This is a genomic window from Collimonas fungivorans (assembly GCF_001584145.1).
Classification (GTDB): domain Bacteria; phylum Pseudomonadota; class Gammaproteobacteria; order Burkholderiales; family Burkholderiaceae_D; genus Collimonas; species Collimonas fungivorans.
On the sequence record NZ_CP013232.1, the window covers coordinates 2,622,874 to 2,637,976 of the forward strand.

A 15,103-nucleotide genomic window follows, 5' to 3' on the forward strand; every position below is an offset into this window, starting at 1 on the left:
TGTAAAAAAGGCGCTGCAAACAAGTAGCGCCCGGCAAACTTTGATCAATAGGCGGTCTTGCCGCTCCATCCCTTGAACGCGGTCCACAGCAGGATCCGGAAATCCATCAGGAAGGACCAGTTCTGTATGTAGTGCAGGTCGAACTGCACCCGTGTTTCCATTTTTTCCAGGGTGTCGGTTTCGCCGCGGTGGCCATGGATCTGGGCCCAGCCCGTGATTCCCGGCTTGACGCGATGACGCACCATGTACAGGTCCAGCAGTTCTTCATACATCTGGTTATGCTGCATGGCGTGCGGGCGCGGGCCGATGACCGACATGTCGCCCAGCAGGACGTTGATGAACTGCGGCAGCTCGTCCAAGCTGGTGCGGCGCAGGAACTGGCCGACCCTGGTGATGCGCGGATCGCCCTGGGTGGCCTGCGTGACCTTGTTGTGCTCCTGGTGCAGTTTCATCGAACGGAATTTGTAGATCATGAATTTCTTGCCGTTCAGGCCCAGCCGCACCTGCTTGAAAAATACCGGTCCCGGCGAGGAGATCTTGATGGCGACGCCGATCGCCATGAACAGCGGACTCAGGGCAGTTAGCGCTATCAATGCAAAAAGCTTGTCCAGCAGGTGCTTGCAGATGCCGCGCGCGCCGCTGGGAGCAGGGCGATTCAGTTCCACGGTCGGGGTGCCGAGGAAGTTGGTCATGCGCCGGCTGATCATCTGGATCGCCATCGTATCCGGCACCCAGCGGATGTCCACCAGCGTATTGCGCAGGTGGATCTGCAAGGGCCGCAATTGCGCCGCCGCGCTCATCGGCAAGGTGATCCAGATTTCATCGATCTGGTTGGCGCTGACGTAGGCGTGGATGTCTTCCAGCTTGTTGATGCGAGCGATATTGGCGTCCTGCAGGTTTTCAGTCTGTTCTGCGCTGCCGACCACGGCATTGACCTCATAGCCTATCCATGGCTGCTGCAGTGCGCGCCTGTGCATTTCCTGGCCGGTCTCGCCGTAGCCGACGATGATCACGCGCTTGAAGTTGAAACCTTGTTTATGCATGCGCGTCAGCGCGACGTGGGAAACGAAGCGGTACAGCAACAGCAGCACCATGCTGGTCAGGTACCAGTACAGCAGCCAGTGATGCGAGATGCGGCCGATGCCGTGCACCATGCGGCTCATGAAAATGCCGAGGATCAGGACCAGCGCCCAGGACGCCGCCAGCCGGACGAATGTGGCCGAGGCGGGACGCTCCGGCCAGGCGGTGTAGAGATCAAGCTTGGAGAACAGCATGAACGCCAGTACGCAACAGAAATACAGCAGCACCATGTGCACCGGCGCCGCGTCTGACAGATTTGCGTGGAAAACGTAATAGGCGACAGCATTGGCGGCGATCGCCAGGATCGCCGTGTCGGCAATCCGCCTTGGGAGCTCCTGTCCCAAAACATACTGGAGGAAGGTCAAGTGTGTTGAGTGTGACATGAGAGTTTATCTTATTGGACTATCAAAAAAGCGAATGAAGGTCCCGTACTCGCTTTCAAGCCTTGAACCCAGCATCATCCAAAGCGGTTTTTACAACTACTGCAATGCAGCAAGTTACCTTCAGGAATTATGGTAATCATTAAAATCGATTTAATCAACGTAAACATTTTAATTAAATTGATTTTTCGTGAATTTGAGGCCGATGGATTATGTTTTTAGTATTTTTTCAAGGATTTTCTTTGTCGAATGAACATGAAAATGAATTGAAGAAAAGTTTCCACATGGAAAAATTGAGCAATGGGAAGCGGCGTCAGATCGAGAGCCTGGATTTCTGGAGGGGAAAATAGGGGGATTTTCGCGGTCAAGCTGGAGCGCATAAGCCAGGATGCCGGGAACTGCGTTTTTGACGAGAACCGGAACGGCGATTTCAGGGAAATGCAGGTGCTTCACCCTTGCCGATAAAGATTTTGCCGCTTGCACGACCCATGGCGCGGCGCACCATCGATCGGGTTTCTTCGACCGCCACGCCGCAGCCTGAAAAGCGGCTGCCAACCGGGATGGCTATCGGCGTCTCGGCCCTGGACGGAGAGAACGGTCGGGCTTCGGCCAGCAGCGCCGGCAATTCCTGGAAGCTGCCGCCTCCTTGCGCCAGGCGCATTGCTCAAGCCGTCCAAAATAGCACAAGCTCTTTACCGCAGGATGACGGGGTCGCCGAGACGGGGTCGCTGCCAGGGTTGTTTTTTTTAAAAGCCTGTGGTTTTGTGTCTGTCATAGGTAGAATCTAAACAGAGTAAGGCTTGAAGTTAACTGTCCGAAAGAAAACCATGCCCAACACCGCCGCAGAAAGAAAACAGCAAAAACTGACAGAGATGGTTGAGTTCGCGCGTGATCGCTTGCCGCCGGAAGTATTTGCACCGATGCAAGCCTTCCTGGTCGAGTATTACTCGCAGGTGGGGGAAGAACAGGTACTGAGCCGCGACATCGCCGACCTGTACGGCGCCGCCGTCGCCCACTGGCAGTTTGCGCGGCACTTTGTCAGCGGCACGCCGCGCGTGCGCATCTACAACCCGCGGGTGGACGAGCATGGCTGGCAATCCGGCCACAGCGTGATCGAGATTGTCAACGACGACATGCCGTTCCTGGTCGATTCGGTGAGCACCGAGATCAACCGCCTCGGCTTGACCCTGCATGCGGTGATCCATCCGGTGTTCCGGGTCTGGCGCGACGCCAGCGGCCAGGTCGAAAAAATCCAGCGCGCCAGCGAGAACGTGGGCAAGGATAGCAAGGACAACGATAGGGCAAAGCTGGAGTCGACCATCCATATCGAAGTGGACCGCTGCACCGAAGCTGCCCGGATGGAAGAAATCCTGGCCGGCGTGCTCAAGGTGCTGGGCGACGTCCGCGCCGCGGTGGAAGACTGGCGCCAGATGATGACCGCCGCCAGCGCCGCGATCGACGATCTCAAGCAGCAAGACAGCAGCGATGCCGCGCAGCAGGGCGAGATCGCCGAGGCGCGCGCCTTCCTGGAATGGATGATAGATGATCATTTTACGTTCCTCGGCTATCGCGATTACGAACTGGTGGTCAGCGACGGTGCAAACTACCTGCAGGGCGTAGCCGGCTCCGGCCTCGGCATCCTGCGCGATGCCCTGCGTGTCGCCGACGGCGCCGACATGACCAAGCTGCCGGTCAGCGCGCAAGGCATCATCGATGCGCAGTCGCCGATTTTCATCACCAAGGCGAATTCACGCGCTACCGTGCATCGCGCCGGTTACCTCGACTATGTCGGCGTCAAGCGCTACGGCGCCGGCGGCAAGGTGATCGGCGAGCGCCGCATTGTCGGCTTGTATACCTCGACTGCCTACATGGTGCCCACCAGCGAGATTCCGCTGGTGCGACGCAAAGTGGCGAAGGTGCTGGAGCGCGCCGGTTTTGTCCCGAGAGGGCACCTGGCCAAGACCTTGACCACCATCCTTGAGCAGTATCCGCGCGACGAACTGTTCCAGGTCGATGAAGACGAGCTGTTCGATACCGCCAGCGGCATTTTGCGCCTGGAGGAGCGCCAGCGCACGCGCCTGTTTGTGCGGCGCGATGCTTTCGGCCGTTATGTGTCCTGCCTGGTGTTCGTGCCGCGCGACCGCTTCAACACCGAGCTGCGCGAACGGATCCAGGACTTGCTGCTGGAAGCCTTTAACGGCACCGGCGTCGAATTCACGCCATTGCTGTCGGAATCGGTGCTGGCGCGGATCCAGTTTACGGTGCGCACCGAGCCGGGCAGCGTTGCCGACATCAATGTCGAACAGCTGGAAGCGCGCATCGTGCTAGCCACCCGGCGCTGGCAGGACGACCTCACCGAAGCCCTGCTGGAACAGCGCGGCGAAGAACAGGGCACCCGGTTGCTGCGTCGCTACGCGATGTCATTCCCGGCCGGTTTCCGCGAAGACTACTCGGCGCGCACCGCGGTGCACGACATCGCCTTGCTGGAAGCCGCGCAGCAGGATACCGGCCTGGCCATGAGCTTGTACCGCCCGATCGAAGCGGCGCCGGCCTCGCTGCGCCTGAAGATCTACCGCGCCGGCAAGCCGATGGCCTTGTCGCAGAGTTTGCCGATGCTGGAGCACATGGGCGTCAAGGTCAACGAAGAGCGCCCTTACCGCATCGAGCTGCAGGACGGCGAACCGGCCTGGATCCACGATTTCGGCATGCAGAGCGCGGACGACAGCGAAGTCGAGATCGACCGCATCAAGGGCGTGTTCGAAGATGCGTTCGCCCGCGTCTGGAGCGGCGAGGCGGATAACGACGATCTCAACCGGCTGGTTCTGCGGGCCCGGCTCAACTGGCGCGAAGTCACCATCTTGCGCGCTTATGCGCGTTACCTGCGGCAAGTCGGCTCCACGTTCAGCAATGCCTATATCGAACAGGCCCTGACCGCCAACCCGGCGATTGCGCGCAAGCTTGTGGAACTGTTCCTGATACGCTTTGATCCGTCCCAGGCGGCCGGAGCTGAAGCCAAGGCCAAGTCCTTGCTGCAGCAGATCGAAGAGGCGATGGACCAGGTGCCTAACCTGGACGAAGACCGTATCCTGCGCCAGTTCCTGGGCGTGATCAGCGCCACCTTGCGCACCAACTATTTCCAGCGCGGCGCCGACGGCCAGCCCAAGCCTTACCTGTCGTTCAAGTTCGATCCGGGCAAGGTGCCGGGGCTGCCTGCGCCCAAGCCTATGTTCGAGATCTGGGTCTATTCGCCGCGTTTCGAGGGCGTCCACCTGCGCGGCGGCAAAGTAGCGCGCGGCGGCCTGCGCTGGTCCGACCGGCGCGAGGATTTCCGTACCGAAGTGCTGGGTCTGGTGAAGGCGCAGATGGTCAAGAATGCCGTGATCGTGCCGGTCGGCTCCAAGGGCGGTTTCGTACTCAAGAACGCGCCGCCGGCCAGCGACCGCGACGCTTACCTGCGCGAAGGGGTGGCCTGTTACCAGAATTTCCTGCGCGGGCTGCTCGACCTGACCGATAACCTGGTCGACGGCAAGGTGGTGCCGCCGCAAGACGTGGTGCGCTACGATGCCGACGATCCTTACCTGGTGGTGGCGGCCGACAAGGGCACCGCCAGCTTCTCCGATTACGCCAACGCGGTGTCCGCCGAATACGGCTTCTGGCTGGGCGACGCCTTTGCCTCTGGCGGCTCGGTCGGCTACGACCACAAGAAAATGGGGATCACCGCGCGCGGCGCCTGGGAAGCGGTCAAGCGCCACTTCCGCGAAACCGGCGTCAATACCCAGGAACAGGATTTCACGGTGGTCGGCATCGGCGACATGTCTGGCGACGTGTTCGGCAACGGCATGCTGCTGTCGCGCCATATCAAGCTGCTGGCCGGCTTTGACCATCGCCACATTTTCCTCGACCCGGATCCCGATCCGGCCGCCAGCTTTGCCGAACGCGAGCGCCTGTTCGCTTTGCCGCGCTCAAGCTGGGCCGACTACAACACCAGCCTGATTTCCAGCGGCGGCGGGATTTTTGCGCGCAGCCTCAAGACCATTCCGCTGACGCCGCAAGTGCAGGCGGCGCTGGGCGTTAGCGCCAGCGAGCTGGCGCCGACCGAGCTGATACGCGCGATCCTGCTGGCGCCGGTGGACCTGCTCTACAACGGCGGCATCGGCACCTATATCAAGGCCACCCGCGAAAGCCATGCCCAGGTCGGCGACCGCAGCAACGATGCGATCCGCGTCAACGGCGCCGAGCTCAACTGCAAGGTGGTGGCAGAAGGCGGCAACCTCGGCTGCACCCAGTTCGGCCGCATCGAATTTGCCCAGAAGGGCGGCCGCATCTGTACCGACGCCATCGACAATTCCGCCGGCGTCGACTGCTCCGATCACGAGGTGAATATCAAGATCATGCTCGGCCTGATCGTCAGCGAAGGCGAAATGACCGAGAAACAGCGTAACAAGCTGCTGGCGGAAATGACTGAGGAAGTCGGCCTGCAAGTGCTGACCGACAACTACTACCAGACCCAGGCCTTGTCGGTGGCGGGCCGCCGCGCCGCCAGCCTGCTGGAGCCGGAATCGCGCCTGATCCGCTTCCTGGAACGCGCCGGCCGGCTGGACCGTGCGGTCGAATTCCTGCCGTCGGAAGAAGAGTGCGCGGAACGCAAGACCGCGAAACAGGGACTCACCGCGCCGGAACGCGCGGTGCTGATGGCGTATAACAAGATGTGGCTGTATGAAGAGCTGCTGGCTTCGGATTTGCCGGCGGATCCGTTCATCGCCAGTTCGCTGGCCGCTTATTTCCCGCAGCCGCTGCGCGAACGTTATCCGGACGCCATGCTGCGTCATCCGCTGGCGCGCGAGATCATCTCGACCTACCTGGTGAACACGCTGGCCAACCGTGTCGGTGCTACCTTTGTCCACCAGCTGGCCGACGAGAGCGGCGCCAGCCCGACCGACGTGCTGCGCGCCAGCGTCATCGCGCGCGAGGTATTCGGTTTCGAGGAAATCTGGCAAGACATCGACGCCCTCGACAACCTGGTGCCGGACGCCCTGCAGGCGCAGATGTTTGTCGATGTCGGCGGCCTGATCGAACATGCCAGTTTCTGGTTCCTGCATCGCCATGTGCAGGAAGCGTCGATCGAAGCCACGGTGCTGCGTTTCCGCCAGGCCGCCGACCAGCTGGGACCGCAGCTGGTGTCGCTGCTGGCGGCCAGCGACGCCGAAGCGCTCAAGGCGAAACGCGATGCCTTGATACAGGCCGGCGTCTCCGAACAGCTGGCGCGCCGGGTCGCCAGCGCCGAGCTGATCGGCGCGGTGCTGGACATCGCCGAAGTAGCGGCTTCCACCGGGCGCAGCCTGGAACTGGTGGCGGCGGTCTATTTTGCGCTGGACGTCAACCTCAACTTCGGCTGGATGCGCGAGCGGGCCGGTGCGCTGCCAGTCGACTCGCACTGGCAGACCCTGGCGCGCACCGCCTTGCAGAGCGACCTGACCGGTTTGCAGCGGGCGTTGACGGCCAAGGTGATCCAGCTGTCGCCGTCGCTCGAGCAATCGCAGGAAATGATCGAAGTCTGGCAGGCTGCCAGCCGCACGCCGCTGGAACGGTACCGCCGTTTGCTGACCGATTTTCAGATGGGCGGCAATGTCGACCTGGCGATGCTGTCGGTGGCGGCGCGCGAAATGCGGGCAATCGAAACCATCTGAGGAGTTGTTTTATCTCTAGCTGAAGCAGCCGCCTGGCAGGCAGAAAGGCAAGGTCATGCACACCGTTTCATTCGACACCGACGGCGCGATCTGCACCATCACCATGGCGCGGCCGGAAAAACGCAATGCCGTTGACCGTCCGATGGCCGAGCAGCTGCGCCTGGCGTTTGAACGGTTTGAAGCCGAGCCGATGCTGAAGGTAGCGGTGCTGGCTGGCGCCGGCGGCCATTTCTGCGCCGGCGCCGACCTCAGCGCAATCGGCGATCCCGCCTTGCGCAACGAACTGCGCGCCGATGGCGGCGGTAGCGGCCCGATGGGGCCGAGCCGCATGGCCTTGTCGAAACCGTTGATCGCCGCCATCAACGGCTGCGCCGTAGCCGGCGGGCTGGAGCTGGCGCTGCTGGCCGACCTGCGGGTGGCTGACGAAGACGCCGTGCTCGGCGTATTTTGCCGGCGCTGGGGCGTACCCCTTATCGACGGCGGGACCGTGCGCCTGCCGCGCCTGGTCGGCATGGGCCGCGCGCTTGACCTGATCCTCACCGGCCGCCCGGTAACGGCGGCCGAAGCCTTGGCCATGGGCCTGGTCAATCGCGTCACGCCGCCAGGCTCTGCGCTGGCGGCGGCGCAGGAACTGGCGCGCGAGATCGCCGGTTTTCCGCAGCAATGCATGCTGGCCGATCGCCGCTCCGCGTATGATCAATGGGATCTGCCGCTGGCTGAGGCGCTGCGGCGCGAGGGTGAGCATGGCGTGCCGATTGTTTTCGCCGAAGGCGAGGCCGGGGCCGCCAGGTTCACGTACAGAGCCGGCCGCCATGGCCGTTCCGAAGACTGACCAGTCTTTACATTTCAAACCAGCAAGATCCGGTTGTTGTCAAATACACCTTGCTTCACTCCTTTCGGTCGGTGTTGCGGGGATAGCTGCGCCTGGAGAAACAAAAGGAAGGAAACTTGACTAGGGTCAATGCCGTCCTCTCTATGAGCTGGCTAAGATGGCATCAAGCTGAAGCAATGCAAGAGGTATTGCGGCGGCAGATAACCGATAACAGGAGGAGCAATGGCAGCAGTGATATCCGAGTCGAAGGTCGCACCGGCGTCGAGTACGACCGCGGACGATACGCTCAAACGCAAGAGCCGCGACGCCGGCGTGGTGTCAGGCGGGCACCTGGTGGCGCGTGCGCTGAAGAATGAAGGCGTAGACACGATCTTTACGCTGTGCGGCGGCCATATTATCGATATTTACGATGGTTGCATCGATGAAGGCATCCGCATCATCGATGTGCGCCATGAACAAGTCGCAGCCCATGCTGCCGACGGATATGCGCGCCAGACCGGCAAGCTGGGCGTGGTGGTGACGACGGCAGGTCCGGGCTGCACCAATGCCGTGACCGGGATTGCGACGGCGTTCCGTTCGGAAAGCCCGGTGCTGCATATTGGTGGCCAGGGCGGCATCACCCAGCACATGATGGGTTCCTTGCAAGACTTGCCGCATACCGAAATGATGCGGCCGATCACCAAATTCTCCGAAGGTGTGCGTTCCACCGAACGGGTAGCCGACATGGTGTCGATGGCGATCCGCGCCTGCTTTGCCGGCGCCCCTGGCCCGGCGTACCTGGAAATTCCGCGCGACGTGCTGGACCGCGAGATCGAGATCAGCAAGGCCGTGATTCCTGCTGCCGGCCAATACCGTGCATCGGTGCGGTCATTGGGCGACGTGGCCGATATCGAGAAGCTGGCCGACATCCTGGTGCAGGCAGAGCGTCCGGTGGTCTTGTACGGCGGCCAGGTCTGGTCCTCGCGCGGGCACAAGGAAGCAATCGACCTGGTGCGGGGGCTGGATATCCCGGCATACTTCAACAGCGCCTCGCGCGGCTTGCTGCCGCCGGGCGATCCGCATCATTTCGACCGCACGCGGCGCGAAGGATTCGACAAGGCCGATGTGATCCTGATCGTCGGCACGCCGTTCGACTTCCGCATGGGCTACGGCAAACGGCTGGGCCTGAACGCCAAGGTCATCCAGATCGACCAGGATTACCGCACGGTGGGCAAGAACCGCGACATCACGCTGGGCTTGGTGGGTGATCCTGGCGCGATCCTGGGGGCGGTGTTGCAGGCGGCGAGCGGGCGCATCAACAAGACAGCGCAAGAGAAGCGGCGCGCCTGGATGAAACAATTGCAACAGCAGGAAGCGATCGCGACCGAGAAGCTGATGCCGTTGTTCAAGTCGAACAGTTCGCCGATCCATCCTTACCGGGTGGCGTATGAAATCAATGAGTTCTTGAACGACGACACGATCTACATCGGCGACGGCGGGGATGTGGTGACGATTTCGGCGCAGGCGGTGCGTCCGCGCAATCCTGGGCAATGGATGGATCCTGGCGCGCTGGGCAGCCTGGGCGTGGGGACTGGTTTTGCGATTGCGGCCGGTTTGGCCAATCCTGAGAAAGAAGTGATGTGTTACTACGGCGACGGTGCGTTCAGCATGACGTCGTTCGACATGGAAACGGCGAACCGTTTCGGCGTGCCGTACATCGCGGTGATCGGCAACAATTCGGCGATGAACCAGATCCGTTACGGCCAGCTGGCGAAATACGGCGAAGAGCGCGGCAATGTGGGCAACCTGCTGAGCGACATCCCTTACGGCAAGTTTGCCGAGATGCTGGGCGGACATGGCGAAGAGGTACGCGATCCGGCGCAGATTGCTGGCGCGTTGCAGCGGGCGCGGGAAGCGGTGCGCAAGACACGGCGTTGTGCGGTGGTCAATATCTGGGTCGATCCTGCGGTGTATGCCCCGGGAACCATGGCTCAGACCATGTACAAATAAGCCGCTTAATAAGCCACTGAGCCATCATGTTGCAGACCGATGCATCCGGAAGATTAACAGTCATCCGGATGCATTGGCACGGAGAGCCGCAATGGAAATGCATCAAGTTGTAGACATGGAACACATCGCCTCGCTCATCGCTGCGCAAAAAACGCTGCCTGGGGCGCTGTTGCCTATCCTCCATGCGATCCAGGAGTCGGCCGGTTATATTCCGGCCGAAAGCGTGCCTGTGATCGCGCAAGAGCTGAACCTGTCGCGCGCGGAAGTGCATGGCGTGATCAGCTTTTATCATTATTTCCGCCAGCATCCTCCCGGCCGCCATGTCGTGCAGATCTGCCGCGCCGAGGCTTGCCAGGCGCGTGGTTCGGCGGCGCTGGAAGCGCACGCCAAGACAGTGCTGGGCTGCGATTTCCACGGTACTGCCAAGGATGGCGAGTTCAGCCTGGAAGCCGTATATTGCCTGGGCCAGTGCGCCTGCGGCCCGGCCGTCATGATCAACGACGAATTGCACGCCAGGGTCAGCCACGACAAGCTGGACAGTTTGCTGCAAGCTAAGCGAGGTGCGTCATGAGTAATATGAACACGAGTATTACCGTCTACGTACCGCGCGATTCCACCGCGCTGGCGCTGGGCGCCGAACAGGTCGCTGCGGCGATTGTGGCCGAAGCGGCGAAGCGCGGCCAGGAAATCAGCCTGGTGCGCAACGGTTCGCGCGGCATGTTCTGGCTGGAGCCGCTGGTCGAGGTGGCTACCGCCGCCGGCCGTGTCGGCTACGGGCCGGTCGAACCGGGCGATGTTGCTGGCTTGTTCGATGCCGATTTCATGGCTGGCGGCCAGCATCGCCTGGCTTTGGGGCTGGTCGACGAAATTCCCTATTTGAAGAACCAGGAACGCCTGACTTTTGCGCGCGTCGGCATTACCGACCCGGTATCGCTGGACGACTACCTGGCGCACGAAGGCTACCTGGGCTTGCAAAATGCCCTGGCCATGCAGAGCGCCGATATCGTGCAGGAAGTGCTGGATTCCGGCCTGCGCGGACGCGGCGGCGCAGCTTTCCCGACCGGCATCAAATGGAAGACGGTGCTGGGCGCCCAGAGCCAGCAAAAATACATAGTCTGCAACGCCGACGAAGGCGACTCCGGCACATTTTCCGACCGCATGATCATGGAAGACGATCCCTTCGTGCTGATCGAAGGCATGACCATCGCCGGCCTGGCTGTCAACGCCGACTACGGCTACATCTACGTCCGTTCGGAGTACCCGCATGCGATTGCAGTATTGAACGAAGCGATCGCCACCGCCAATGTGCGCGGTTTCCTGGGTAAAAACATCCTCGGTTTCGGCAAGGATTTCCAGCTGGAAGTACGCAAAGGGGCGGGCGCCTATGTCTGCGGCGAAGAAACCGCCTTGCTGGAAAGCCTGGAAGGCAAGCGCGGCGTGGTGCGCGCCAAGCCGCCGCTGCCGGCGATCGAAGGTTTGTTCGGCAAACCGACCGTGATCAACAATGTGATCACCCTGGCCAGCGTGCCGATAGTGCTGGCGCGCGGAGCGGCGTTCTACAAGAATTTCGGGCAGGGACGTTCGATGGGTACCTTGCCGATGCAATTGGCAGGCAACATCAAATACGGCGGCCTGGTGGAGAAAGCGTTTGGCGTTACCTTGCGCGAACTGCTGTTCGACTTCGGCGGCGGCACCGAAAGCGGCCGCACCATGCGCGCAGTGCAGGTCGGCGGCCCGCTGGGACCGTACCTGCCGCCGGCGCTGTTTGACACGCCGCTGGATTACGAAGCCTTTGCCGCCGTCGGCGGCACGGTCGGCCATGGCGGCATGGTGGTGTTCGACGACAGCGTCGACATGGCGCAGCAGGCGCGCTATTCGATGGAATTCTGCGTGGTCGAGTCGTGCGGAAAATGCACGCCTTGCCGCATCGGCTCGACCCGCGGCGTGGAAGTGATCGACAAGATCATCGCCAATGCGAATCCGGCAAACCAGGGCCAGCGCCAGCAGCAGATCCACCTGCTGCGCGATTTGTGCGACACCATGATCAACGGCTCCCTGTGTGCAATGGGCAGCATGACGCCGTTGCCGGTGCTGTCGGCCCTGAACCACTTCCCGGAAGATTTTGGCGCGCCGCCTGCGGTAGTCGGCAAGGCGGCATAAAGAAACAATAAAGCGCACCCCCATGCGCGAACAAAGAATCAAGCAGCAGCGTGCGACCCGGTCGCATCGGCCAACAGGAGAAACAGAGAATGAACCAGCTCAATGAAATAGACTACGGCACGCCGGCGCGCTTGTCGCAACGGATGATCACTCTGGAAATAGACGGCGTCAATGTCGACGTGCCGGCAGGCACCTCGGTGATGCGTGCGGCCATGGATGCCGGTATCAGCGTACCCAAGCTGTGCGCCACCGATAGCCTGGAGCCGTTCGGTTCTTGCCGCCTGTGCCTGGTCGAAATCGAAGGGCGCAGGGGTTATCCGGCGTCTTGCACCACGCCGTGCGAGCCGGGCATGAAGGTCAAGACGCAGACCTCCAAGCTGGCCGACATCCGGCGCGGCGTGATGGAGCTGTACATTTCCGACCATCCACTCGATTGCCTGACTTGCCCCACCAACGGTAATTGCGAACTGCAGGACATGGCAGGCGTGACCGGGTTGCGCGAAGTCCGTTATGGCTATGAGGGCGATAACCACCTGAAGATGAAAAAGGATGAGTCGAATCCTTATTTCACCTACGACCCGTCCAAATGCATCGTCTGCAACCGCTGCGTGCGCGCCTGCGAAGAAACCCAGGGCACGTTTGCTTTGACAATCGACGGCCGCGGTTTCGAATCGCGCGTGTCGGCAGGGCAGATGGACAGTTTCATGAAGTCGGAATGCGTGTCCTGCGGCGCTTGTGTGCAAGCCTGCCCGACGGCGACGCTGACCGAAAAAACCGTGATCATGATGGGCCAGGCCGAGCACAGCAAGATCACCACATGCGCCTATTGCGGCGTCGGCTGCTCGTTCAAGGCTGAGATGAAGGGCAATGAAGTAGTGCGCATGGTGCCGCACAAGGATGGCAAGGCCAACCACGGCCATTCTTGCGTCAAGGGGCGTTTTGCCTGGGGTTACGCCACCCACAAGGACCGCATCACCAAGCCGATGATACGCAGCAAGATCACCGATCCGTGGCGCGAAGTGTCGTGGGATGAAGCGCTGACGTATGCCGCCAGCGAGTTCCGCCGGATCCAGGCCAAGCATGGCAAGGATTCGATCGGCGGCATCACTTCCTCCCGCTGCACCAATGAAGAAACCTACCTGGTGCAAAAGCTGGTGCGGGCCGCTTTCGGCAACAACAACGTCGATACCTGCGCCCGCGTCTGCCATTCGCCGACCGGCTACGGCCTGAAGCAAACGCTGGGTGAATCGGCGGGCACCCAGACTTTCGATTCGGTCATGCAGTCGGATGTGATCATGATCATCGGCGCCAATCCCGCTTCCGGTCATCCGGTATTTGCTTCGCAAATGAAGCGCCGCCTGCGCCAGGGCGCCAAGCTGATCGTGGTCGATCCGCGCACCACCGAAATGGTGAAGTCGCCGCACGTTGAAGCCGATTATCACCTGAAGCTGCGTCCCGGCACCAACGTCGCGGTGGTGACGGCTTTGGCCCATGTGATTCTGTCGGAAGGCCTGGAACAGGCCGATTTCATCGCCGAGCGCTGCGACCGGCAATCGTATGCCGACTGGAAGGCCTTCGTGCTGCGCCCGGACAATTCGCCGGAAGCGATGGAAGGCATCACCGGCATACCGGCGGCAGAGATGCGCGGCGCCGCGCGCCTGTTCGCCACCGCCGGCAACGGCGCGATCTATTACGGCCTCGGCGTTACCGAGCATGCACAGGGTTCGACTACCGTGATCGGCATCGCCAACCTGGCCATGGTCACCGGGAACGTCGGCCGCGAAGGCGTGGGCGTCAATCCGCTGCGCGGCCAGAACAATGTGCAGGGTGCCTGCGACATGGGTTCTTTCCCGCATGAACTGCCGGGCTACCGCCATATCTCGGACAGCATCGCCCGCGGTGAATTTGAGCAGGCCTGGGGTGTCATCCTGAGCCCGGAGCCGGGGTTACGTATCCCAAACATGTTCGACGCCGCCATGGACGGCAGTTTCATGGGCCTGTATTGCGAAGGCGAGGACATCGTGCAGTCGGATCCGAATACCCAGCACGTGACAGCGGCCCTGTCGAACATGGAATGCATCGTGGTGCAAGACATTTTCCTCAACGAGACCGCCAAATATGCTCATGTATTCCTGCCGGGTTCGTCGTTCCTGGAAAAGGACGGTACTTTCACCAATGCCGAACGGCGCATTTCTCGCGTGCGCAAGGTGATGCCTGCCAAGGCCGGCCTGTCCGACTGGGAAGTCACGATTGCCCTGGCCAAGGCGCTGGGATATGAAATGCCGTACAAGCACCCATCCGAAATCATGGATGAAATCGCGGCGCTGACGCCGACTTTCCATGGCGTCAGCTACGCCAAGCTGGAAAAGCTGGGCAGCATCCAGTGGCCGTGCAATGACGCGGCGCCGGACGGCACGCCCATCATGCACATCGACGAGTTCGTGCGCGGCAAAGGCAAGTTCATCAATACGCAATACATCGCTACCGATGAAAAGGTCACGCAGAAATATCCGCTGATCCTGACCACCGGCCGCATCCTGTCGCAATACAATGTCGGCGCCCAGACCCGGCGTACCGAGAATGTGCAGTGGCACGGCGAAGACCGGCTGGAAATCCATCCGCATGACGCCGAGGATCGCGGCATACGCGAAGACGACTGGGTCGGCATTGAGTCGCGTGCAGGGCAGACGGTATTGCGGGCGACGGTGACGGAGCGGGTGCAGCCTGGCGTGGTGTACACCACCTTCCACTTTCCGGAATCGGGCGCGAATGTGATCACTACCGATAATTCCGACTGGGCTACCAATTGTCCGGAGTACAAGGTCACGGCAGTCCAGGTGATGCCGGTGGCGCAGCCGTCCGAATGGCAGCAGCAATACAGCCGCTTCAACCGCGAGCAGCTTGGGCTGCTGGCGGGCGAGGCTGGCCAGTTGGCGGATGTGGTAAGCAAATGAAGCGATCCAGCAAGGGAAAAA

General features: G+C 61.4%; 8 protein-coding genes. 6 read left to right on the forward strand and 2 right to left on the reverse strand.

Annotation, left to right across the window (positions count from 1 at the left end; genetic code table 11):
• Window positions 1-44: 44 nt before the first annotated feature.
• A complete protein-coding gene (locus tag CFter6_RS11375; protein ID WP_061540011.1) occupies window positions 45-1,463 on the reverse strand; it encodes an undecaprenyl-phosphate glucose phosphotransferase in 1,419 nt (472 codons plus the stop codon).
• Between the two features lie 427 nt (window positions 1,464-1,890).
• Window positions 1,891-2,121: a hypothetical protein gene (locus CFter6_RS11380; RefSeq protein ID WP_061540012.1), complete on the reverse strand. Its 231-nt coding sequence runs from the start codon at window positions 2,119-2,121 to the stop codon at window positions 1,891-1,893.
• A gap of 166 nt (window positions 2,122-2,287) precedes the next feature.
• On the opposite strand from CFter6_RS11380, the gene CFter6_RS11385 reads away from it, so the two are divergent.
• The 6 genes from CFter6_RS11385 (at window position 2,288) to fdhF (ending at window position 15,082) form a co-directional block, all read left to right on the forward strand.
• Window positions 2,288-7,147: an NAD-glutamate dehydrogenase gene (locus tag CFter6_RS11385; RefSeq protein WP_061540013.1), complete on the forward strand. Its 4,860-nt coding sequence runs from the start codon at window positions 2,288-2,290 to the stop codon at window positions 7,145-7,147.
• A gap of 55 nt (window positions 7,148-7,202) precedes the next feature.
• Window positions 7,203-7,979, forward strand: a complete 777-nt coding sequence (locus CFter6_RS11390) for a crotonase/enoyl-CoA hydratase family protein (RefSeq protein WP_061540014.1) — start codon at window positions 7,203-7,205, stop codon at window positions 7,977-7,979.
• A 222-nt stretch (window positions 7,980-8,201) separates the two neighbouring features.
• Window positions 8,202-9,968, forward strand: a complete 1,767-nt coding sequence (locus tag CFter6_RS11395; protein ID WP_061540015.1) for a thiamine pyrophosphate-binding protein — start codon at window positions 8,202-8,204, stop codon at window positions 9,966-9,968.
• Between the two features lie 91 nt (window positions 9,969-10,059).
• On the forward strand, window positions 10,060-10,539 hold the full coding sequence (locus CFter6_RS11400) for a formate dehydrogenase subunit gamma (protein ID WP_061540016.1): 480 nt from the start codon (window positions 10,060-10,062) through the stop codon (window positions 10,537-10,539).
• Between the two features lie 5 nt (window positions 10,540-10,544).
• Window positions 10,545-12,128 carry a formate dehydrogenase beta subunit gene (locus tag CFter6_RS11405; protein ID WP_061540017.1) on the forward strand — a complete coding sequence of 528 codons (1,584 nt, stop codon included), beginning with the start codon at window positions 10,545-10,547 and terminating at the stop codon, window positions 12,126-12,128.
• Window positions 12,129-12,217: 89 nt separating this feature from the next.
• Window positions 12,218-15,082 (forward strand): formate dehydrogenase subunit alpha, encoded by a 2,865-nt coding sequence (gene fdhF / locus CFter6_RS11410; protein WP_061540018.1) that lies wholly within the window; start codon window positions 12,218-12,220, stop codon window positions 15,080-15,082.
• Window positions 15,083-15,103 lie beyond the last annotated feature (21 nt).

What these genes read in the sequence shown, in the direction of transcription:
- CFter6_RS11375 (WP_061540011.1), bottom strand. Translation starts at nt 1,463, where the DNA reads ATGTCACACTCAACACACTTGACCTTCCTCCAGTATGTTTTGGGACAG.
- CFter6_RS11380 (WP_061540012.1), bottom strand. Translation starts at nt 2,121, where the DNA reads ATGCGCCTGGCGCAAGGAGGCGGCAGCTTCCAGGAATTGCCGGCGCTG.
- CFter6_RS11385 (WP_061540013.1), top strand. Translation starts at nt 2,288, where the DNA reads ATGCCCAACACCGCCGCAGAAAGAAAACAGCAAAAACTGACAGAGATG.
- CFter6_RS11390 (WP_061540014.1), top strand. Translation starts at nt 7,203, where the DNA reads ATGCACACCGTTTCATTCGACACCGACGGCGCGATCTGCACCATCACC.
- CFter6_RS11395 (WP_061540015.1), top strand. Translation starts at nt 8,202, where the DNA reads ATGGCAGCAGTGATATCCGAGTCGAAGGTCGCACCGGCGTCGAGTACG.
- CFter6_RS11400 (WP_061540016.1), top strand. Translation starts at nt 10,060, where the DNA reads ATGGAAATGCATCAAGTTGTAGACATGGAACACATCGCCTCGCTCATC.
- CFter6_RS11405 (WP_061540017.1), top strand. Translation starts at nt 10,545, where the DNA reads ATGAACACGAGTATTACCGTCTACGTACCGCGCGATTCCACCGCGCTG.
- fdhF (WP_061540018.1), top strand. Translation starts at nt 12,218, where the DNA reads ATGAACCAGCTCAATGAAATAGACTACGGCACGCCGGCGCGCTTGTCG.